Source organism: Curtobacterium flaccumfaciens, from assembly GCF_004361695.1.
Taxonomy (GTDB): Bacteria; Actinomycetota; Actinomycetes; order Actinomycetales; family Microbacteriaceae; genus Curtobacterium; species Curtobacterium flaccumfaciens_B.
The window spans coordinates 358,459-377,913 of the sequence record NZ_SNVW01000003.1; the positions used below are offsets into that span (position 1 = coordinate 358,459).

20 protein-coding genes and 1 pseudogene are annotated in these 19,455 nt (G+C 72.4%); 11 read left to right on the top strand and 10 right to left on the bottom strand.

All coding sequences use genetic code 11. The features are described from left to right. Positions 1 to 110 precede the first annotated feature (110 nt). The 4 genes from EDF64_RS06565 to EDF64_RS06580 form a co-directional block, all read right to left on the bottom strand. Entirely contained in the window at positions 111 to 824 is a 714-nt protein-coding gene (locus EDF64_RS06565) for a DinB family protein (protein ID WP_133519218.1), read from the bottom strand. Beyond that, positions 821 to 1,432 carry a DUF6197 family protein gene (locus EDF64_RS06570; RefSeq protein WP_133519219.1) on the bottom strand — a complete coding sequence of 204 codons (612 nt, stop codon included), beginning with the start codon at positions 1,430 to 1,432 and terminating at the stop codon, positions 821 to 823. Before EDF64_RS06570 ends, EDF64_RS06565 begins: the two co-directional genes overlap by 4 nt. Positions 1,433 to 1,492: 60 nt before the next feature. Next, positions 1,493 to 2,371 (bottom strand): aminoglycoside phosphotransferase family protein, encoded by an 879-nt coding sequence (locus tag EDF64_RS06575; protein WP_133519220.1) that lies wholly within the window; start codon positions 2,369 to 2,371, stop codon positions 1,493 to 1,495. Positions 2,372 to 2,501: 130 nt separating this feature from the next. Beyond that, the gene (locus EDF64_RS06580; RefSeq protein ID WP_208108850.1) at positions 2,502 to 3,197 is read right to left on the bottom strand and encodes a ScbR family autoregulator-binding transcription factor; all 696 of its coding nucleotides are present in this window, start codon (positions 3,195 to 3,197) and stop codon (positions 2,502 to 2,504) included. Positions 3,198 to 3,264: 67 nt separating this feature from the next. Between EDF64_RS06580 and EDF64_RS06585 the strand changes: the two genes are divergently transcribed. Beyond that, positions 3,265 to 3,690 carry a hypothetical protein gene (locus tag EDF64_RS06585; protein WP_166645627.1) on the top strand — a complete coding sequence of 142 codons (426 nt, stop codon included), beginning with the start codon at positions 3,265 to 3,267 and terminating at the stop codon, positions 3,688 to 3,690. Positions 3,691 to 3,700: 10 nt separating this feature from the next. Here EDF64_RS06585 and EDF64_RS06590 read toward each other — a convergent pair whose 3' ends face one another. The 3 genes from EDF64_RS06590 to EDF64_RS06600 form a co-directional block, all read right to left on the bottom strand. Further along, complete coding sequence (locus EDF64_RS06590) at positions 3,701 to 4,639, bottom strand: helix-turn-helix domain-containing protein (protein WP_133519223.1); 939 nt, start codon at positions 4,637 to 4,639, stop codon at positions 3,701 to 3,703. Between the two features lie 65 nt (positions 4,640 to 4,704). Next, entirely contained in the window at positions 4,705 to 5,835 is a 1,131-nt protein-coding gene (locus EDF64_RS06595; protein WP_133519224.1) for a PP2C family protein-serine/threonine phosphatase, read from the bottom strand. Further along, complete coding sequence (locus EDF64_RS06600) at positions 5,832 to 6,608, bottom strand: ThuA domain-containing protein (RefSeq protein ID WP_243736273.1); 777 nt, start codon at positions 6,606 to 6,608, stop codon at positions 5,832 to 5,834. Before EDF64_RS06600 ends, EDF64_RS06595 begins: the two co-directional genes overlap by 4 nt. A gap of 51 nt (positions 6,609 to 6,659) precedes the next feature. Here EDF64_RS06600 and EDF64_RS06605 point away from each other — a divergent pair, with 51 nt between their 5' ends. Beyond that, positions 6,660 to 7,121, top strand: a complete 462-nt coding sequence (locus EDF64_RS06605; RefSeq protein ID WP_133519225.1) for a DUF3817 domain-containing protein — start codon at positions 6,660 to 6,662, stop codon at positions 7,119 to 7,121. A gap of 74 nt (positions 7,122 to 7,195) precedes the next feature. Here the strand turns inward: EDF64_RS06605 and EDF64_RS06610 are convergent, their stop codons facing one another. Next, positions 7,196 to 9,406, bottom strand: a complete 2,211-nt coding sequence (locus tag EDF64_RS06610; protein WP_133519226.1) for an NADP-dependent isocitrate dehydrogenase — start codon at positions 9,404 to 9,406, stop codon at positions 7,196 to 7,198. 114 nt (positions 9,407 to 9,520) lie between these two features. On the opposite strand from EDF64_RS06610, the gene EDF64_RS06615 reads away from it, so the two are divergent. Further along, on the top strand, positions 9,521 to 11,212 hold the full coding sequence (locus EDF64_RS06615; protein ID WP_133519227.1) for a cation:proton antiporter: 1,692 nt from the start codon (positions 9,521 to 9,523) through the stop codon (positions 11,210 to 11,212). Between the two features lie 27 nt (positions 11,213 to 11,239). Here EDF64_RS06615 and EDF64_RS06620 read toward each other — a convergent pair whose 3' ends face one another. Continuing rightward, the gene (locus EDF64_RS06620) at positions 11,240 to 11,734 is read right to left on the bottom strand and encodes a hypothetical protein (RefSeq protein WP_071291020.1); all 495 of its coding nucleotides are present in this window, start codon (positions 11,732 to 11,734) and stop codon (positions 11,240 to 11,242) included. A 163-nt stretch (positions 11,735 to 11,897) separates the two neighbouring features. On the opposite strand from EDF64_RS06620, the gene EDF64_RS06625 reads away from it, so the two are divergent. The 7 genes and pseudogenes from EDF64_RS06625 (at position 11,898) to uraH (ending at position 17,693) form a co-directional block, all read left to right on the top strand. Then, complete coding sequence (locus tag EDF64_RS06625) at positions 11,898 to 12,914, top strand: M23 family metallopeptidase (RefSeq protein ID WP_133519228.1); 1,017 nt, start codon at positions 11,898 to 11,900, stop codon at positions 12,912 to 12,914. An 83-nt stretch (positions 12,915 to 12,997) separates the two neighbouring features. Beyond that, positions 12,998 to 14,272, top strand: coding sequence for a hemolysin family protein (locus tag EDF64_RS06630; protein WP_133519229.1), 1,275 nt, complete (start codon positions 12,998 to 13,000; stop codon positions 14,270 to 14,272). 59 nt (positions 14,273 to 14,331) lie between these two features. Then, positions 14,332 to 15,249 carry a helix-turn-helix transcriptional regulator gene (locus tag EDF64_RS06635; RefSeq protein ID WP_133519230.1) on the top strand — a complete coding sequence of 306 codons (918 nt, stop codon included), beginning with the start codon at positions 14,332 to 14,334 and terminating at the stop codon, positions 15,247 to 15,249. A gap of 3 nt (positions 15,250 to 15,252) precedes the next feature. Beyond that, entirely contained in the window at positions 15,253 to 16,056 is an 804-nt protein-coding gene (locus EDF64_RS06640) for a methyltransferase domain-containing protein (RefSeq protein ID WP_133519231.1), read from the top strand. A 179-nt stretch (positions 16,057 to 16,235) separates the two neighbouring features. Continuing rightward, complete coding sequence (locus EDF64_RS06645) at positions 16,236 to 16,718, top strand: FBP domain-containing protein (protein WP_133519232.1); 483 nt, start codon at positions 16,236 to 16,238, stop codon at positions 16,716 to 16,718. Between the two features lie 177 nt (positions 16,719 to 16,895). Then, positions 16,896 to 17,354 (top strand): annotated as a pseudogene (gene uraD, locus EDF64_RS06650) (2-oxo-4-hydroxy-4-carboxy-5-ureidoimidazoline decarboxylase); the annotation flags it as partial. Continuing rightward, the gene (gene uraH / locus EDF64_RS18425) at positions 17,355 to 17,693 is read left to right on the top strand and encodes a hydroxyisourate hydrolase (RefSeq protein ID WP_208108854.1); all 339 of its coding nucleotides are present in this window, start codon (positions 17,355 to 17,357) and stop codon (positions 17,691 to 17,693) included. 100 nt (positions 17,694 to 17,793) lie between these two features. On the opposite strand, the gene EDF64_RS06655 is transcribed toward uraH, so the two are convergent. Next, the gene (locus EDF64_RS06655; RefSeq protein WP_133519233.1) at positions 17,794 to 18,780 is read right to left on the bottom strand and encodes an aldo/keto reductase; all 987 of its coding nucleotides are present in this window, start codon (positions 18,778 to 18,780) and stop codon (positions 17,794 to 17,796) included. Between the two features lie 130 nt (positions 18,781 to 18,910). Between EDF64_RS06655 and EDF64_RS06660 the strand changes: the two genes are divergently transcribed. Then, positions 18,911 to 19,453 (top strand): acyl-CoA thioesterase, encoded by a 543-nt coding sequence (locus EDF64_RS06660; protein ID WP_133519234.1) that lies wholly within the window; start codon positions 18,911 to 18,913, stop codon positions 19,451 to 19,453. The last annotated feature ends 2 nt before the right edge of the window (positions 19,454 to 19,455 follow it).

Consider the following 19,455-nt stretch of genomic DNA (forward strand, 5'->3'; position numbering starts at 1 on the left):
GTGCTCGGACGACGACGCGCAGCACTGTCCGGAGAACGAGGAACCCCAGTTCAGGGCCGCGTTCAGCAGGGGCTCCTGGGAGAACGGTAACGATCCCGAGGAGTGTTCGGCTATGCGCCCAGGCCGCGGAGGCCCGACTGCTCCGCGATCTCGACGAGGTGCTCACGCCACTCGACCCACTGTTCGGGCGACCGCTCTGCGAGGTTGCCGTCCCCGTCACCGGCGAGGCCGTCGAGCATCTCGCGCACGATGTCGGCGTGCCCGGCGTGCCGTGCCGTCTCGTACGCCATGTGCACGAGGATCCGGTGCAGCGTCACGTCGCGGTGCCCCTCCGGCCACCAGGACACGACTCCGCGTGCGTCGAGGTCGAGCGCCTCGATCGTGGCGTCGGCGTGCGCGGCGCTGCGGTGGTGGAACGCGATGACGTCGTCCAGGGTCTCGTCCGCCGTCACGTACATGTCCTCGTCGCCGTCGGAGTCGAGCCACGCGGGCGCGTCCGGCAGCGGGCGGCCGAACACCTCGCCGAAGTACCCCGCCTGCACGCCGGCGACGTGCTTCACGAGCCCCGCGACGTTCGTGCCGGTGGGCGTCACCGGCCACCGGGCCTGCCGTTCCGCGAGTCCGTCGAGCTTGCCGAGCAGCGCTGCCCGGGTCTTCTGCAGGTACCGGTGCAGCGTCTGCTTGACGAGCGCCTCGTCGGTCCGCGGCACCGACCCCTCGTCGGACAGCAGCGAGCCGCCGACCGCGGCGATCGACGTGGTGGCGCTCGACGGCGCGGGGGCGGGTGCTGGGTGGACCTCGGGGACCGGGTCGGCGCTGCTCATGCCCTCGATCGTGCCACCGCTCGCTCCCGGACGCGCTCCGCCTCGTGCACGGCGACGCGTTCGGCGGTGAGGAGCAGCCCGGCGACCTCGCCCGAGTTGCGCGCGGGGGAGTCGTTCCAGCTCGTCAGGTCGCGGACACGGCCCATCCGGATGTCCGGCGCGGGGCACCAGAGCACGGGCTGCCCCTCCTCGACCGCGAGGGCGTGCCACACGAGGTCGAGCGCGCGCTGGACCTCCTGCGAGTGCACGGCGTGCGGTCCGCCGGCGGCGGAGACGACCGAGCCGACCAGGCACGCCGCGACGAGGGGTCGGCCCTGCACGTCCATCGCGGCGGCGCTCGAGGCCTTCCGCATCCGTCCGTGTTCGTCGACGTACGCGAACCACGCGTGCTGGATCCACCCCCGCTCGATGACGCTGCGGGCACCGGAGAGCAGGCGTTCGAGGTCGCTGAGCTCCTGCAGACGGGCCTCGACGCGACGGACCCGCGCGGCCTCGCGTCGGGCGGTCAGCCGGTCGAGGAGCCCTCGGAAGCCGGTGCGGGTGGGAACGGACGGGAGTGGAGCGGCGTCGGTGGCGACGTCGTGCTGGACGCGGAACTCGAGGGTCATGACGGCCCCTCCGATCTTCACGTGCACGGATTGGTGCGGTCACGATAGCCCCGCCCGGACTCAGCCGTCCAGCACTGCGTCGATCGCTCGGCGTGCAACCGCACGGAACGTGCGGTCGTCGGACAGGGACAGGGACGACGCGATGGAGACGGCCCAGCCCCGCGCCCGCTCCCAGGTGTCGTCGTCGGCGGTGACGCGTGCGCGGAAGGTGCGCCGCGCCTCCCGGTCGAGCGTCAGCCAGGCGGTCGCGAGGTCGACGGCCGGGTCCCCGGCCGTCACGTCGCCGAAGTCGAGCACCGCCGCCAGGCGGGTCCCGCCGGACGCCGACTCCTCGAGGAGCACGTTGAACGGGTGCAGGTCGCCGTGCACCCATACGGGAGGCCCGGCGTACGCGGGCAGGGCGACCGCCGCCCGCCAGACTGCCGCCAGTTCTCGGGCCCGGGGCACGTCCTCGGTGTCGAGTCGCGTCAGGACGGCGTCGCTGCGCGTCGCGAGCGGGACCGCGCGGAACGGGTTGACCGGAGCGTCCTCGGGAGCGGGGACGTGCAGCAGGTCGACGAACGCGGCGAGCGCCTCCGCGACCTGCACGCCACCCGTCCGCGTGCCGGCCGGCGTGCCGGGCAGCCAGCGGACGACGCTCCAGGACCACGGGTACCCCAGGGCCGGTCGTCCGGTCCGCACCGGATCCGGGACGGGGACGATCGCCGCGACCCGCTGCGCGATCTCCGGGAGCCAGCGCTGCTCGTGCTCGATGAGCGCCGCGGCGGCCGCGCGCCGGGGGAGCCGGACCGCGAGCAGGTCGCCGAGGCGAACGATGACGTTGTCCCAGCCGTCGGCGACGACCTCGAGCGGCAGGTCGGCGAGGTCCGGGTGCTGGTCGCGGAGCAGCGCACGGACGAGTGCGACGTCGACGTCGACCTCGGCAGCGGGGGTGGCCATCGGCACAGGCTAGTCCCCGCCGGCGGGGCAGACCGGAGCACCCGTGAACGGGGGCGGGAGTGCTCGCGACGCTCTTGGTATCCTCACAGGGAACGGTGACGTGGGTGTCCCTGGGGGGACCCGCGTCGCGTCAGTTCCCTGTCGGTCCGTCGTCGGCCGGCAGCAGGGAACCGGTCGGCAGCGGTGCGATGACGGCGACGAGTCGGGGGATCTCCGGCCGCATCCGCTCCGTGACGATCGCGGCGAGCAGGACCGTCCACAGCTCGCGCAGCCGGTCGTACAGGTCGGCACGGTCGGCGAGCACGTCCGACACCGTCTGCACGCCCGTGTACGCCGGGATCACGACGCGCCCGACGAGGTCCGGCTCCCACGTGGGATCGACCTCGCCGGCGTCGACGGCCCGACGCACGAGGTCGGTGACGACGGCGATCCAGTCCGTGTAGGGGTCCTGCCGGGCGACGTCGGTCGTGGCCGCCTCGGTCGAGAGCCGGATGCCGGCGCTGACCACCACCTCGTGGACCATCTGGGACGCGAGGCCCTGCGACATCCACATGAGCACCTCGAGCGGGGTCCGGCCCCGTGCGGCCGCTGCCTCGCCGTACTGCCGGGAGACCTCGTGCTGCCGGGCGATGACGGCCCCCGCGAGGTCGGCCTTCGACGTGAAGTGGAAGTAGAGCGCCCCCTTGGTCAGTCCCGCGCGCTCGGCGACGGCGTCCATCGAGGCCCCGGTGTACCCGCGTTCGTCGAACTCGCCCGCGGCCGCCTCGATGATCGCGGCGCGCGTGGCGACCGCCCGCTGCTGCCGCGTCCGACCGTCCTGCGCCATGATCTGACAAGCGTACCGGCGGTGCATCACCGGTTCTTCACCGGCAGCCTGTCGTACGGTTCCGGGCATGGACGGATGGCGGAACCCCGCGCGCTGGGCCCGGACGGGGCGGTGGCTGCTGCTGCCGATCGCCGTCCTCGACTGGGTGGCGCTGGCACCGCAGACGATCGTCGTGCTGGCGTTCCTCGTCGCCGTCGTCGGGCTCGCCGGCATCGCCGCGGCCCTGGTCGTCCACATGCTCGGTCGCTCCCGCGGGGCGATGGCTGGCCTCGGTGTGGTGCTGCTCCTCGGCGGACTCGCGGTGTTCGGCCTCGACCCGTTCCCGGGCTCGTTCCCGCTCATCGACCCGTGGTGGCCGGAGTCGATCACCCAGCCGCAGATCGTCGGCAGCGCCTACTGGCAGCTCCTCGGTCTCGGCGTCGAGCTCGCCGGCGTCGGCATGCTCGCCACCCTGCTCGTGGTCTCCCTCACCACGAAGCCCACCCGCCGCTAGCAGACCGACGTCACGTTTCCGGGATGTCGGATCCGGACCGCCAATACCGGGTTTCGTGGTCCGGATCCGACATTCGCGCGAACGGATCCGCCCTCGCGACGCGCTCGAGCGACCGACGCATCGCACGGACCGAGCTGTACCCGGACGCGCGGGCAACGGCGTACTCGTCCTCACCGTCGAGCAACGCGCGGCGGACCGGCAGCGACCGCCACCACCGCTGGAACCCGTCGGGCGTCCGACCGGTGGCCGCCCGGAAGCGCCGCAAGAGCGTGCGGTCCGTCACGTTCGTGATCCGGGCCAGTTCCCCGACCGGCACCGGCTTCTCGGCGTGGACGATCCGCTCGAGCGCACGACTCAGGCTCCCGTCACGGAGGGCGGGTGGTGTCCACCCGTCGACGAGTGCCGTGACGACCACCCGGGCGAGAGCGTCTCGCTGGGGACCCGCTCGGTGCCCCGCAGCGAGGTCGTCGAGGAGCCGGTGCGCTTCGCGGACGACCATCGTCGTCGGTGTCCACTGGCTCGAGTTGAGCGCCGAGGGCAGCGCCAGCACCTCGGGTTCGAGGGCTCCGAACGCAGCGGTTCCGTAGAACACCCCGGAGTCCGCGAAGGAGTCGGGGTCGTCGGACGCCCCGAGGAGCCCCGTCTCCCGCAGGAGTTCCACGAACGACTCGTCGACCCTCGGTGGTCCCGAGCCGTCGGGGCCCGCCTGGATGGTGACCCCGCCGTCGGACCTGATGAGCGCGGCGTCACCCGGCTCCAGGTACTCGACGACGGATCCGGACCAGAGGCGGAGCGGTCGGGCCTTCGTCGAGACCCAGACGAACCGATCCGCCTCGCACGGCATCGCGAGGGTCCAGTCGGAGTGCGCGTCGGCCGGGACCGCGCCGTCGAACCGTACCGCGAGCCCGACGAGGTCGACCATCGTCCGGTACACATCGTGTGCTTGCACGCCAGGATCATGCCGGACCGGGAGGACTCCCGCGGGTCAGGCTCCCACCGCTGTGGACAAGCCGGTCAGCGGCGGGTGAGGACCAGGAGCGTGCCGTGGGTGGCGGACCCGCGGACGCGTTCGACGAGCTCGGCGCCGTCGGTGGTCGTCCGGGCGAGCTCCACGAGTGCGTCGAGGTCGCCGAGACCCGAGAGCACGCCGTCGGTGCACAGCACGATGCGGTCGCCGGAGGCGAGCTCGAGGGAGCCCGGGGTCCGCGGGGTGGTGGACGGCTGGAGCCCGACCGGCAGGTCGAGCGAGCGCAGCGGCACCGCGCTGCCGTCCGCCCGCACGAGCACCGCGAGACCGTGGCCCGCATCCCCGTACTCGACGTGCCCGCTCGTCGGGTCGAGGCGCAGGTGGAAGAGCGACCCCACGGTGTCCGCAACCGACAGGTCGGCGGCGACCTGCGCCTCCAGGCCCGGGAAGGCGCCCTCCATCGGGACGTCGGTGCGGGCGATGACCGCGGCCCGGACCGACGCGGCGAGGAGCGCGGACGCGCTCCCGGCGGACGGGACGGCGCCGACGGTGAGGTGGAGTCGGCCGTCCTGGGCGAGCCGCCAGTCGGCGACGTCCCCGACGTCGGCACTCGGCAACGACAGCACGTGGAGGTCGTGGCCCGGCACCGTGACCGGCTCGGGGACGAGACCGTCGACGACGCGGCGGACGCGGTCGTCCTCGATCGAGTGGCCGAGCTCGCGCTCCGCCCAGCGGGCGAGGTCACGGAGCAGGTCGAGGTCCTCCGCCGTCAGGTTCCGCGGCTGCGCGTCCATGATGCAGAGCGTCCCGACGCGGGTGCCGTCGAGCATCGACAGCGGGGCTCCCGCGTAGAACCGGATGCCCTGCTCGGTGACCGCGGCGAGGTTCGCGAAGCGGGGGTCGAGCGTCGCGTCGGGCACCACCATCGGTTCGTCCGTGAGCACCGTCGTCGAGCAGAAGACCTGCTCGGCCGGGGCGCTCCCGCCCTGCCGCCAGCCCTGCGTCGACTGCGCCGTCACCAGGCCGTCGTGCACGAGGTTGAGGAAGGTCAGCGGGACGCCGAAGGCCTCCTGGGTCATCCGGGTGATGCGGTCGAAGCGCTCCTCGGGTCCGCTGCCGAGGACGCCGAGCGCCTCGACGACGGCCGAGCGGTGCGCTGCGGGGTCGAGCTCTGTCACCGGTCCTGTCTACCCGCCGCATCGCCGAGGAACCAGTCCCGCGGGTGGGGGTCGGCCGTCAGCTCGCGTCGTTCGGACACCGGGGCCGCCCACTGCGCCGCGTTCGACAGCACCCGCTGGATGTCCGGGTGGTGGTACACGGGGTACTCCTGGTCGCCGGGCGAGAAGTAGAAGACCCGGCCGAGCCCGCGTCGGTAGGCGACGCCGGAGCGGAACACCTCGCCGCCGGCGAACGTCGACAGGAAGACCTCTTCGTCGGGGCGCGGGATGTCGAAGTACTCGCCGTACATCTCCTGGCGCTCGATGACGATCGGGTGCGGCACACCGGCGGCGATCGGGTGCTCGGGGGCGACCGTCCAGACGAGTTCGCGCTCGCCGTCGTTCCGCCACTTCAGCGAGCACGTGGTGCCCATCAGGCGCGTGAACGGCTTCGAGTAGTGCCCCGAGTGGAGCACCACGAGGCCCATGCCGGCGTGCACGGCGTCCACCACGCGGGTGACGACCTCGTCGGAGACCTCGTCGTGGGCGGCGTGCCCCCACCAGAACAGGACGTCGGTGGCGGCGAGGCGCTCGGCGGTGAGGCCGTGCTCGGGCTCCTGCAGCGTGGCGGTGGAGACCTCGGCGGTCGGCTGGAGCTCGCGGAGCGCGGCGGCGATCACGGTGTGCATGCCGTCGGGGTAGTGCTCGACGACGGTCGCGTCACCGCGGGTCTCGTGCACGTTCTCGTTCCAGACGACGATGTTCAGGGGACGGTTCTCGGTCGGCGTCGACATGCCCTCGACGCTACCGGGTGTTTCCCCGGAGCGGTCCGCCACCATGTCGACATGACGCCACGCTCCCTGTTCCGCGCCGCCGCGATCGCCGAACTCGTGACCTGGACCCTGCTCATCGCGGGGATGGTCCTGAAGTACGGCGTCGGCGCCGGGGACTGGGGCGTCCGGATCGGCGGCGGCGTGCACGGGTTCGTGTTCCTCGCGTACCTGGTGGTGACGACCGTCGTCGCGGTGAACCAGCGGTGGTCGTTCGGTGCGCTCGCGCTCGGCTGGGCGAGTGCTGTGGTGCCCTACGCGACGGTGCCGTTCGAGGTCGCGGTCGCTCGACGCGGCATGCTCGACGGGCTCTGGCGCCGCTCGCCCGACATCGGCGCCCGGACGGGCTTGTGGGACGGCCTGCTCTTCTTCGTGGTGCGCCGGCCGGCGGTGTCCGCCGGCATCGGCGTCGTGGCCGTCGCCCTCGTCTTCGGCGCGTTGCTCGTGATCGGTCCGCCCGTCCCGTCCCGCTCCTGAGACGGACGCGGAGACGGACTGGAGGCGCGGTGCCAGCTGGCACCGCGCCTCCAGTCCGTCACTGGTCCGGCTGGTTACAGGGCGGCCAGGACTGCGTTGAGCGTGGCGGACGGGCGCATCACGGCGCTCGTCTTGGCGTCGTCCGGGCGGTAGTAGCCGCCGATGTCGGCGGGGTGCCCCTGGACGGCCACGAGCTCGTCGACGATCGTCTGCTCCTGCTCGGCGAGCGACCCGGCGATCTCCGCGAACGCCGCTGCGAGCTCGGTGTCCTCGGTCTGCGCCGCGAGCTCTTCCGCCCAGTACTTCGCGAGGAAGAAGTGGCTGCCGCGGTTGTCGATCGTGCCGAGCTTGCGGCCCGGGGACTTGTCCTGCTCGAGGAAGGTCCCGGTGGCACGGTCGAGGGTCTCGCCGAGGATGCGGGCCCGCGCGTTGCCGGTCACACCCGCGAGGTGCTCGAGGCTGACCGCCAGCGCCAGGAACTCACCGAGGCTGTCCCAGCGCAGGTAGTTCTGCTGCACGAGCTGCTGCACGTGCTTCGGCGCCGAACCACCCGCACCGGTCTCGAACAGGCCGCCGCCGCCCAGGAGCGGGACGACGGAGAGCATCTTCGCCGAGGTGCCGAGCTCCATGATCGGGAACAGGTCGGTGAGGTAGTCGCGGAGGACGTTGCCCGTGACCGAGATGGTGTCCTCGCCGCGACGGATCCGCTCGAGCGAGAAGCGCATGGCGTCCTCGGGGGTCATGACCTCGATCTGCAGGCCCTCGGTGTCGTGCTCGCCGAGGTACTCGCGGACGAGCCCGATGAGGTTGGCGTCGTGCGCGCGGGACTCGTCGAGCCAGAACACCGCGGGCGACCCGGTCGCACGGGCACGCGTCACGGCGAGCTTCACCCAGTCGCGGATGGCGACGTCCTTGGTCTGGCAGGCGCGCCAGATGTCACCGGCCTCGACCTCGTGCTCGAGGACGGTCTCGCCGGCGGCCGTGGTCACGCGGACCGTGCCGGCCCCCGGGACCTCGAACGTCTTGTCGTGCGAGCCGTACTCCTCGGCCTTCTGCGCCATCAGGCCGACGTTCGGCACCGAACCCATGGTGGCCGGGTCGAACGCGCCGTTGACGCGGCAGTCCTCGATGACTGCCTGGTAGATGCCGGCGTAGCTCGAGTCCGGGATGACCGCGAGGGTGTCGTGCTCCTCGCCGTCCGGGCCCCACATGTGGCCGGAGGTGCGGATCATCGCCGGCATCGACGCGTCGACGATGACGTCGCTCGGCACGTGCAGGTTGGTGATGCCCTTGTCGGAGTCGACCATGGCGAGCTCGGGGCCGGCGTCGATGCCGTCCGCGAAGGCCTGCTTGATCTCGGCACCGTTCGGCACGGCGTCGAGGCCAGCGAGGATCGAGCCGAGGCCGTCGTTCGGGGTGAGGCCCGCGGCGACGAGGTCGGCACCGAAGCGCTCGAAGACGCTCGGGAAGAACGCGCGGATGACGTGACCGAAGATGATCGGGTCGGAGACCTTCATCATCGTCGCCTTGAGGTGCACCGAGAACAGGATCCCCTGCTCCTTGGCGGCCGCGATCTGGTCGGTCAGGAACGCCTCGAGCGCGCGGACGTGCAGGACGGTGCCGTCGACGACCTCGCCCGCGAGGACGGGGATCGACTGCTTGAGGACGGTCGTCTCGCCGTCGGCACCGACGAACTCGATCGTCAGGACGTCGTCGGCCGGGGCGATCCAGGACTGCTCGTTCGAGCGGAAGTCGTCGACGCCCATGGTGACGACGTTCGTCTTCGAGTCGGAGCTCCACGCACCCATGCGGTGCGGGTGCTTGCGGGCGTAGTTCTTCACCGACAGCGGGGCACGACGGTCCGAGTTGCCCTCGCGCAGGACGGGGTTCACGGCGCTGCCCATCGTGCGGCCGTAGCGGGCGCGGGTGTCGCGCTCCTCGTCCGTCTTCGGCTCGTCGGGGTAGTCCGGCAGGTCGTAGCCCTGCGACTGGAGCTCCTTGATCGCGGCCTTGAGCTGCGGGATCGACGCCGAGATGTTCGGCAGCTTGATGATGTTCGCCTCGGGGGTCTTCGCCAGGTCGCCGAGCTCGGCGAGGGCGTCGTCCAGGCGCTGCTCGGCGGTGAGCCGCTCCGGGAACTGGGCGATGATCCGGCCGGAGAGCGAGATGTCGCGGGTCTCGACGTCGACACCCGCGGTGCCGGCGAAGGCCTGGATGACCGGGAGGAAGGAGTGGGTAGCGAGGAACGGCGCCTCGTCCGTGAGGGTGTAGATGATCTTGGCCATGCTGGCGGGTACTCCCTTGTTCGACCGTCGGTACGTCCACGGTACTCGTGGCGCAGGATGTCTCGACATCAAGATACATCGCCCGGGTGAGCGCCCAGGTGCCACCCTGGACCCGTGACCGAACTCCTCGTCGTCGGCGTCGTCGCCGTCATCGCCATCGCGGGTGCCGCCGTGCTCGGCCCACGCATCGGCGTCGCGGCCCCGCTCGTGCTCGTCGTCCTCGGGATCGTCGCGAGCCTGCTGCCGTTCATCCCGGACGCCGAGATCGATCCGGAGTGGATCCTCGCCGGGGTGCTCCCGCCGCTGCTCTACTCGTCGGCGGTGTCGATGCCGTCGATGAACTTCCGGCGGGAGTTCGGCGCGATCAGCGGCCTGTCGGTGCTGCTCGTCATCGCGTCGAGCCTGGTCCTCGGGCTGTTCTTCGCGTGGGTCATCCCCGGCCTCGGGTTCTGGTGGGGGATCGCGCTCGGAGCGATCGTCAGCCCGACCGACGCCGTCGCGACCTCGATCGTGAAGCAGACCTCGGTGTCCCGCCGTGCGATCTCGATCCTCGACGGGGAGTCCCTGCTCAACGACGCCACCGCGCTCGTGCTGCTGCGGACCGCGATCGTCGCCGCCGCCGCGTCGTTCTCGTTCTGGGGCGCCCTCGGCGACTTCGCGAAGGCCGTGGCCATCGCCGTGGTGATCGGCTGGTTCGTCGGCTGGGTGAACGTGCTCGTCCGCGCCCGGGTGCCGAGTGCGGCGGTGAACACGGCACTCTCGTTCGCGGTGCCGTTCATCGCGGCCGTCCCCACCGAGCACCTCGGCGGGTCGGGGCTGGTCGCGGCCGTCGTCGCCGGGCTGTTCACGGGCATCGTCGGCCCGCGGAAGCTGCCGCCCGGACACCGGCTGTCGGACGCGCAGAACTGGCAGACGATCGAGCTCGTGCTCGAGGGCGCCGTCTTCCTGACGATGGGGCTGGAGCTGTCGGCGATCCTCAGCGACGTGCAGGAGGACCACACGGGCATCGGCCCCGCACTCCTCATCGCGGTCGTCGCCCTCGTGCTCACGGTGCTCGTGCGCGCGGCATACGTCGTGCCGCTCCTCCTCGCCCTGTCCGCGAGCGCCAAGCGCGGCGAACGGATGCAGGCGCGGTTCGAGGAGATGCACGCGAGCGACCGCGACGCCATGAGCGACGTCATCCGCGAACACCGCCCGGGCAACCGCGAACCGTCCGAACGGGAACTCGACCGGTTCGCCGTGCGGGTGCGACGGACCCTGGCCGACATCGCGTACTACACGAAGGCCCCGCTCGGCTGGCGCGAGGGCACCACCGTGATCTGGGCGGGGATGCGGGGCGCGGTCACCGTCGCCGCCGCGCAGACCCTGCCGGACGACACCCCGCAGAAGTCGCTCCTGGTGTTCATCGCGTTCGCGGTCGCCCTGCTGTCGCTCGTCGTCCAGGGCAGCACGATCGGGCCGCTCGTCCGGCGGATCGCCGCGCCGGCGCCGGACACCGCGGCGAAGGACGTCGAGGAACGGCGGCGACTGCTCGAACTCATGCGGAGCGCAGCCGAGCAGGTGCCGGGGACGGGCGAGGAGGGTCCCCGGACGCAGGAGGAGCTGCAGGCCGCCGACCCCGCCGAGCTGCGGGCGTGGATGGGGCGCGAGAAGGCCAGACGGACGGCGGTGCTCGAGGCGCAGCGCTCCGCGATCCTCGACGCCCGCGACGACGGGTCGTTCGACGCCGAGGTGCTCGAGTCGATGCTGCGGAACCTCGACGCCGAGCAGATCGCGCTCGAGCTCCGGGGTGCGCCCGTCCGCTGACCGAGGTCAGTGCCGGTCGAAATCCCTTCAGTGCCCGATCGACACCCGGAACACCCGCACACCAGCGGCCCGCAGCCCGGTGACGCCGAGCCGCATCCGGAAGTTCCGGAACGGTCGCCCGAAGCCCGACGTGTGCGAGGCGACGCCGATCTGGTGCAGCACCTCGGAGGTCAGCGTCCGCTCGACCTTCGGCGCGAGCCGGGTCAGTCCGGACACCGTCACCACGATCTGCACGGCGTTCGGGGCGAGCAGCGGCTCGATCGTCTCCGCGGTCTCCTGCGCCCGGTGGAAGGCCGGGTCGTCCCCGGGTCGGCGGATCGCGATCACGGCGAGTTCGGCGTGGCCGGTCTCGCCGGGTTCCGGCAGGTCGTCGTCGCCCACCACCCGCATCCGCGAGGCGTCCACACCCGCCCGCACGGCCGCTGCGCGGAGCACCGGCAGGAGGTCACGGGTGCCCGCGAGCACCACGTCGGCGACCCGCAGGTCGATGGGTTCGTGCCGGTCACGCGGCGCTCGGGCCATGCTCAGGGTCCTTTCGGCTCGCTCATCGCGGACACTACCGACGGTCGGTAGCGGACGGGCGGGACCGGCCGGACCGGTCAGGACCCTCCCAGCGGTTCGGTAACGAGAAGATCACGAAAGGACCTGTACAAAGCGACAGAGTCGTGCAGAATGGTGGGCGGCCATGACGACACCACGCGAAATCGACCAGCACCCGGGGACCCCGGTGGTGCACCTGTCCCGTCGCGCGGCCCTCGAGGCCGAGCGTGCCGCCGCCCGCAAGCCGGAGCGTTCGGCGCGAAAGGCGGAGCGTTCGGCGACCAAGGCGGAACGCCCGAAGCCGACGCCGACGCCGACGCCGGAGCGCACCGGGCGCCGAGCGACCATCGCCCGGGCGACCACCGAGCACGGCCTGCGGAACACCCCCGACGCACGCATCCAGCGAGTCGTCCGTCGCCCCGCGGCCACCGTGACCAGCCTGCCGGCCGCACCACGCGCCTCCAGGCAGCAGCGCGCGTCGCGACCGCAGCGCGCCACCCGGATCACGCTGACGAGCGCCCTCGCCGCCCTCGCCATGTTCGCCGCCTCCGCGATGCCCGCGCACGCCAGCGCCGGCACCTCGATGGCCACCTCGACCCTCGCCCCCACCGTCCGCACGCAGGACTACGCCGTCACGCAGGCCATCTCGGCCAGCGCGCTCGACCGTGACGAGTTCACCGTCGGCGGCGGCACGGCCGGTGCCCCGGGCACGTCGGTCTCCTACGGCGGCGAGATCCGGTCGCCGTTCCCCGGACCGGTCCGGATGAGCTCGGGCTTCGGCTACCGCTCCGCTCCGTGCGGCGCCTGCTCGTCGCTGCACCAGGGCCTCGACTTCAACCCCGGCATGGGCGCCCCGATCGGCGCCGTCGCCGCGGGCACCGTCCGCGTCTCGGGCACGTACTTCTCGTACGGCAACGCGGTGATCATCGACCACGTGGTCGACGGCCGCGAGGTCTCGACGCTCTACGGCCACATGATCCCGGGTTCGTCGCCGCTCAAGGTCGGCGACACCGTCGAGGCCGGCGAGTTCATCGGCAAGGTCGGGTCCTCCGGGGTCTCGACGGGAGCGCACCTGCACCTCGAGGTCCTGATGGACGGCGTCACCCCGATCGACCCCCAGGCCTGGCTCGAAGCGCGCATCGGGCGTTCGCTCACCGCCTGATCAGCTTGCCTGTGCACACTCACAGGCATGGACGACTGTCACAGACCGCCCGCCCGTCGACGATCTGACCGGACCGCCCGCTGATGGGCGCCGACACCTGGATCGCCTTCGGGCTCGTCATCCTCTTCGTGCTCGTCGGCGGGGTGTTCGCCGCCGCCGAGATCGCCCTCGTCTCCCTGCGTGAGTCGCAGCTGCAGCAGCTCGAGCGCCGCGGGTCCCGGGGCATGCGCGTCGCCGAGCTCGGCCGCGACCCGAACCGGTTCCTGTCCGCCGTGCAGATCGGCGTGACCGTCGCGGGGTTCTTCTCGGCCGCCTACGGTGCGTCGTCGATCGCGCCCGACGTCGCGCCGCTGCTCGGTGGACTCGGGCTCGACCAGGGGACGGCCGAGGTCGTCGCCCTCGTGCTGATGACCCTCGTGATCGCCTACCTGTCGCTCGTGTTCGGCGAGCTCGTGCCGAAGCGACTCGCGCTGCAGCGGGCCGAGGGCTTCTCGATGGCCGTCGCCCCGACGCTCGACCGCTTCGCGACCGCGATGCGTCCGGTCATCTGGCTGCTGTCGAAGTCCACCGACGCGGTCGTCCGGCTGCTCGGCGGGGACCCGAACGCCCGCAGCGAGTCGATGAGCACCGAGGAGCTCCGCGGCCTCGTCGACGAGCACGACGCGATCGACCCGCAGGGCCGACGCATCGCCCGGAGCGCACTCGACGCCGGCGACCGCATCCTCCGCGAGTCGATGCGCCCCTGGTACGACGTGTCGACGATCGACGCCTCGGTCTCCATCGCCGAGGCCACCGACCACGCCATCGCGGCCGGGCACTCCCGCTACCTCGTCACCGACGGGTCGCGGGACCACGTCGACGGGTTCGTGCACCTCCGCGACCTGCTCCGGCCGGTCGACCCATCGGCGCGGGTCGCGACCCTCGTCCGACCGGTGCTGGCGCTGCCCGAGACGAAGTCGCTGTCGAGCGCCATCGCGGACATGCGCACCGACGGCCACCAGATCGCCCTCGTCGTGGACGAGTACGGCGGCAGCGCCGGCATGGTCACGCTCGAGGCGCTGCTCGAGGACCTCGTCGGCCGCATCCGCGACGAGTGGGACACCGCCGAGTACGACGAGTCGACCGCGGCGCAGGACGGCGTCGACGGGGCGACCGTCCTCGAGGACCTCGCGGCCGACGGCGGCCCGGTCCTGCCCGACGGCGACTACGAGACCGTCGGCGGCCTGGTGCAGGTGTTCCTCGATCGGATCCCCGCGGTGGGCGACGTCGTCGAGGCGGGCGACCACCGGCTCGAGGTGACCGCCATGGACGGTCACCGCGTCGCGCGGGTCCGCATCTCGCCCGTCGTGACCGCCTGACGAGTGCCGGGTACCGCCAGTGCCCCCGACCTCCCGGCCGCGCGACGTACGCTCGACCCATGGGTATCGACGTGCGCAACGAGATCCGCGACTTCCTGTCCTCCCGACGGGCGCGGCTCACCCCCGAGCAGGTCGGCATGCCGTCGTTCGGCGGTGGGATCCGGCGGGTGCCGGGGCTCCGTCGCCACGAGGTCGCCATGCTCGCCGGCGTCAGCGTCGACTACTACACGCGGCTCGAACGCGGCTCGCTCAAGGGTGTCTCGGACAGCGTGCTCGACGGCCTCGCGAGCGCGTTGCAGCTCGACGAGGACGAGCGCGTGCACCTCTGGGACCTCGCCCGCCTGGCGAACGCCGGCGTGAAGGTCATGCACCGCAACGTCCCGACCCGGGTCCGACCCGGCGTGCAGCGACTGCTCGACGCGATCACCGGGGCGCCCGCGTGGGTCCGCAACGAGCGCGGCGACGTCGTCGCGACGAACGAGCTCGGGCACGCGCTGTACTCGCCGATGTTCGCCGGGCCCGGGCGTCCCGTGAACACCGCACGCTTCACGTTCCTCGACCCCGCGGCGAAGGAGTTCTTCCCGGACTGGGCGCAGACCGCTCGCGACGCCGTGGCGATCCTCCGTGCGGCCGCGGTGTCGAACCCGTGCGAGCCCGGCCTCGTCACCCTCGTCGGCGAGCTGTCCACCCGCAGCGAGGAGTTCCGCACGTGGTGGGCGGCGCACGACGTCCGGATGCACCGCACCGGCAAGAAGCGGATCATGCACCCGATCGTCGGCGAGCTGCGGCTCGACTACGAGGCGCTCGACCTCGTCGCGGACCCGGGCCTCGTCATGTTCTCGTACTCGGCCGAGCCGGGCAGCGAGTCGGAACGGTCCCTGTCGCTCCTCGGGTCGTGGGCGGCCACCGAGCGGGCCGAGCACGACGCCGAACGCACCCGCTCGGACGCGGAGCGCCAGTCCGAGTCCGTCGACTGACCCGTGTCCGGTCAGGGCGACCGCGCGTACCGGCGACCGGAGCCGTCCTTCGCGCGGGCGATCGCGAGGGCCCTCGGCGGCGCACGATCGGTGCTCGAGATCCGGTCCGACGACGACGGTGACGGAGGCGGCAGCAGCAGCGGCAGCAGCGCGGGCTCGTACGCCCCGGCCGACGCCGACGTGACGACCATCGCCCCGTCCGCGATCGCGCCGTCCGCGATCGCACCGTCCGCGGCCGCGCCCGCGACCGCCCCGTCCGCGCCCGCCGCTCGACTCCCCGCCGCCGACGACACCTTCGACGCCGCGCTCACGACGTTCTCGCTCGACGCGTGGGACGACCTCGAGCACGGCCTGGCCGAACTCCGCCGGGTCACGCGCGGGCCGATCGTCGTCCTGACCGTCGACCCCGCACGCCTCGAGCGGTCGTGGCTCGCCGAGTACGCCCCCGAGGTGGTCGCGGCCGACGCCCGCCGCCACCCGTCGCTCGACCGGATCACGGCAGCGCTGGGCGACGACGACGTGACGATCACCCCGTTGCCGATCCCCTTCACGTGCGTCGACGGGTTCTCGGAGGCGTACTACGCCCGGCCCGAGCGGCTGCTCGACTCCGGCGCCCGGCGAGCCGACCCGGCGTGGAGCCTCGTCGACGAGATGACCGCCCGTCGCTCCGTCGCCGCACTCCGCACCGCCCTCGAGACCGGGGAGTGGGACCGCCGGCACGGTGCGCTCCGCATCCAGCCGTCGTCCGAGGGATCGCTCGTCCTGCTCACCGCGGAACCGCGGCGCCGCGGCACCGCGGCACCTTGACACGCCGTCGTAGGCTGATCGGGTGAGCTTCCAGGAGGTGGTCGGCGCCCGTATCGCCGACATCAGGGCGTGATGCCCCCGGTCGCACCGTTCGGTGCGGCCGCCGTCATCGAACCCTGAACCCTCCGCCCGATGCGGCGCATCCCCTGCGCTCCGGGCACCGAACGAAAGCGCACACCATGCTGCCCATCAGCGAGAAGACCCTCCGCACGTCCTTCGTCAACGCCTCCCGCAAGGAGGTCGGCGACCTCACCCTCCCCGGCGACTTCGACACGATCGACTGGGACACCCTCGACTACCTCGGCTGGCGCGACCCGAAAATCGGCCGCCGCGCCTACGCCGTCGTGCCGACGCTCGACGGGGAGCTCGTCGGGATCCTGTTCCGGCAGGCCGAGGCCTCCTCACGCTCGCGGGCGCAGTGCTCGTGGTGCCAGGACGTGAAGCTGCCGAACGACGTCGTGTTCTACAGCGCGAAGCGGTCCGGCAAGGCGGGGCGGAACGGCAACACCGTCGGCACGCTCGTCTGCCAGGAGTTCCAGTGCTCCCGGAACGTGCGGAAGCTGCCGCCGCCCGCGTACGAGGGCTACGACGTCGAGGCCGCCCGGCTCCGGCGCATCGAGGACCTGCAGCTCCGCGCCGCGTCGTTCGCCACCGAGGTGTAGGTCCCGCCCGCGCGAGGCGACGGCTCTGGACGTGCCCACGTCGACGGCCTGGAGGCGCGGGGCGGGCCCGACCCGCGCCTCCAGGCCCGCAGACCGGACGTTCCAGGGCCGGTGGTCGCGTCGCAGGGGAAACCACCGTGAAACGCGGGGGACACGATCCTCTCGTAGCGTGGCGGCATGGACCTCGGCGAGCTGAACGACGCGACCGACACCGACGCTGCCGCCACCGTGCGGGGGTGGGCCGACGTCGCACCGTGGGTCGACGCCCTCGTCGCCGCACGTCCGTACGCCTCCGTCACCGCGCTGCTCGACCGTGCCCGCTCGCTCGCCGCTGCGTGGGGCGCTGTCGAACTCGACGCCGCGCTGGCGCACCACCCGCGGATCGGGGAGCGGGCCACGGATGCGTCTTCGGCCCGGGAGCAGTCGTCGATGCGGACGGCAGGCGGTGACGTGGCGGCCGCGATCGCGGACGGCAACGCCGAGTACGAGCGGCGGTTCGGCCGGGTGTTCCTCGTGCGCGCCGCCGGACGGAGTCCCGAGGAACTCCTCGCCGAACTCGAGCGGCGCCTCAGGAACGACCCCTCGGCGGAGGTGTCCGAAGCTGCCGCTGCCCTGGCCGACATCGCGCTCCACCGCATCCGCGCGACGTTCGGCGTCCCGCAGCTGACCACCCACGTGCTCGACGCCACCGCGGGGACACCGGCGGCAGGCGTCGGGCTCGTCCTGAGCACCGTCGAGGGTGAGGTCATCGCGACCGGGACGACCGACCCCGACGGCCGGGCGGCACTCGGTCCGGACGTGCTCGGCCGCGGGGACCACGTGCTCCGGTTCGAGACCGGGGCGTACTTCGCGGCGGCGGGAACCCCGACGTTCCACCCGTTCGTGACGGTGGCGTTCTCGGTCGCGGGGACGGGACACCTGCACGTCCCGCTGCTGCTGAGCCCCTTCGCCTACAGCACCTACCGCGGGAGCTGACCGCCGCGCGCGCGGGTGCGCCCGGGGGTCGGTTCGCGGCGGACGGACGGGAGGCCCGTGACGCGTCCGCCACGGGCCTCCTGGCAGTCAGGTCCTCGCGTCAGCGACCGATGCTCGACATGTCGGGGTAGCGGTCGCCCGTCGGGACCGGCAGCGCCGACAGGCGTGCGATCTGGTCGGCGGTGAGGGTGAGGTCCGCGGCGCCGACGTTCTCCTCGAGGCGCGAGACGCGCTTCGTGCCCGGGATCGGCACGACGTCGTCGCCCTGCGCCAGCAGCCAGGCGAGTGACACCTGCGCCGGGGTGGCGCCGGCCTCGGTGGCGATCTCCTTGACGGCGTCGACGATCCGCATGTTCTGCGCGAACGCCTGCTGCTGGAAGCGCGGGTTCGCCAGACGGAAGTCGTCGGAGTCGAGGTCGGACGGCTTCGTGATCGCGCCGGTGAGGAATCCACGGCCGAGCGGGGAGTACGGCACCAGGCCGATGCCGAGCTCGCGGAGGGTGTCGAGCACCTCGCCCTCGGGGTCGCGCGTCCAGAGCGAGTACTCACTCTGCAGCGCCGTGATCGGGTGGACGGCGTGGGCCTTCCGGATCGTCGCGGCGCTCGCTTCGGAGAGCCCGATGTGGCGGATCTTGCCCTCCTCGACGAAGCCGGCGAGCTGGCCGATGACGTCCTCGATCGGGACGGCCGGGTCGACGCGGTGCTGGTAGTAGAGGTCGATGTGGTCGGTGCCGAGGCGGCGGAGGGATCCCTCGAGCGCCTCGCGGACGGACTCGGGCGCCGAGCTGATGCCCCGGCCGGTCGCCGGGGTCTCCTCGCCGGCGGTGTGGGTGATGAGGCCGAACTTCGTCGCGATGACGACGTCGTCGCGGCGGCCCTCGAGTGCTCGGCGGAGCAGGTCCTCGTTCGTGTAGGGGCCGTACGCCTCGGCGGTGTCGAACAGGGTGACGCCGAGGTCGATCGCGCGGTGGATGGTGCGGATCGACTCGTCGTCGTCGGAGCCGGCGCCCGTGTAGAAGGCGCTCATGCCCATGGTTCCGAGGCCGATCGGGCCGACCTCGAGGTCTGCGAGCTTGCGTGTCTGCATGCCCCCAGGTCTACTCCGGGTGCCCGGGTTGGAGGGAGGCACTGACCGGGCCGGTCAGACTGCGGCCGACGTTCGTGTGGATCCTCCAAGGTCTGCGCCGAGGCTCGCGCCGCCCTGGTGTGATCGGCACGTGAACCTGTACTTCCGGCTCTTCCTGCTGCAGTTGCGCGTCCGTCTCCGTCCGTCGATCGGCGGGCGGCGACCGTCGCTCTGGGACGAGGTCCGCACACCGTTCCGGGTGACCGTCACCGACCTCGACCCGCTGCGGCACGTCAACAACGGCAAGTACCTGTCGATGCTCGACCTCGGGCGGCTCGACCTCATGCTCCGCTCCGGCTTCTGGGGCGAGATCGCGGATCGCGGCTGGTACCCGGTCGTCTCCGCGCAGACCATCACGTACAAGCGGTCGCTGACGCTCGGGCAGCGCTTCGACCTCGTGACGCGGGTGCTCGGCCTCGACGACCGTGCGGCCTACCTCGAGCAGACCTTCGTCCGGCGCGGGACCGTGGTCGCCCGGGCCGTCGTGCAGGCACGGTTCCTGCACCGGACCGGCGGGACCGTGTCGCCGGCCGAGCTGCTCGAGGCCGCTGGGGAACCGGGACGCGACCTGACGCTCCCCGAGTGGGTGCACGACTGGGCGGGCGCGACGCGGATCAGCAGCGCCGCGGGGTAGAC

What these genes read in the sequence shown, in the direction of transcription:
- EDF64_RS06575 (WP_133519220.1), bottom strand. Translation starts at nt 2,371, where the DNA reads ATGGCCACCCCCGCTGCCGAGGTCGACGTCGACGTCGCACTCGTCCGT.
- EDF64_RS06620 (WP_071291020.1), bottom strand. Translation starts at nt 11,734, where the DNA reads ATGGCCCGAGCGCCGCGTGACCGGCACGAACCCATCGACCTGCGGGTC.
- EDF64_RS06580 (WP_208108850.1), bottom strand. Translation starts at nt 3,197, where the DNA reads ATGGCGCAGGACGGTCGGACGCGGCAGCAGCGGGCGGTCGCCACGCGC.
- EDF64_RS06585 (WP_166645627.1), top strand. Translation starts at nt 3,265, where the DNA reads ATGGACGGATGGCGGAACCCCGCGCGCTGGGCCCGGACGGGGCGGTGG.
- EDF64_RS06605 (WP_133519225.1), top strand. Translation starts at nt 6,660, where the DNA reads ATGACGCCACGCTCCCTGTTCCGCGCCGCCGCGATCGCCGAACTCGTG.
- EDF64_RS06630 (WP_133519229.1), top strand. Translation starts at nt 12,998, where the DNA reads ATGGGCGCCGACACCTGGATCGCCTTCGGGCTCGTCATCCTCTTCGTG.
- EDF64_RS06565 (WP_133519218.1), bottom strand. Translation starts at nt 824, where the DNA reads ATGAGCAGCGCCGACCCGGTCCCCGAGGTCCACCCAGCACCCGCCCCC.
- EDF64_RS06625 (WP_133519228.1), top strand. Translation starts at nt 11,898, where the DNA reads ATGACGACACCACGCGAAATCGACCAGCACCCGGGGACCCCGGTGGTG.
- EDF64_RS06570 (WP_133519219.1), bottom strand. Translation starts at nt 1,432, where the DNA reads ATGACCCTCGAGTTCCGCGTCCAGCACGACGTCGCCACCGACGCCGCT.
- EDF64_RS06655 (WP_133519233.1), bottom strand. Translation starts at nt 18,780, where the DNA reads ATGCAGACACGCAAGCTCGCAGACCTCGAGGTCGGCCCGATCGGCCTC.
- EDF64_RS06610 (WP_133519226.1), bottom strand. Translation starts at nt 9,406, where the DNA reads ATGGCCAAGATCATCTACACCCTCACGGACGAGGCGCCGTTCCTCGCT.
- EDF64_RS06635 (WP_133519230.1), top strand. Translation starts at nt 14,332, where the DNA reads ATGGGTATCGACGTGCGCAACGAGATCCGCGACTTCCTGTCCTCCCGA.
- EDF64_RS06645 (WP_133519232.1), top strand. Translation starts at nt 16,236, where the DNA reads ATGCTGCCCATCAGCGAGAAGACCCTCCGCACGTCCTTCGTCAACGCC.
- EDF64_RS06600 (WP_243736273.1), bottom strand. Translation starts at nt 6,608, where the DNA reads ATGTCGACGCCGACCGAGAACCGTCCCCTGAACATCGTCGTCTGGAAC.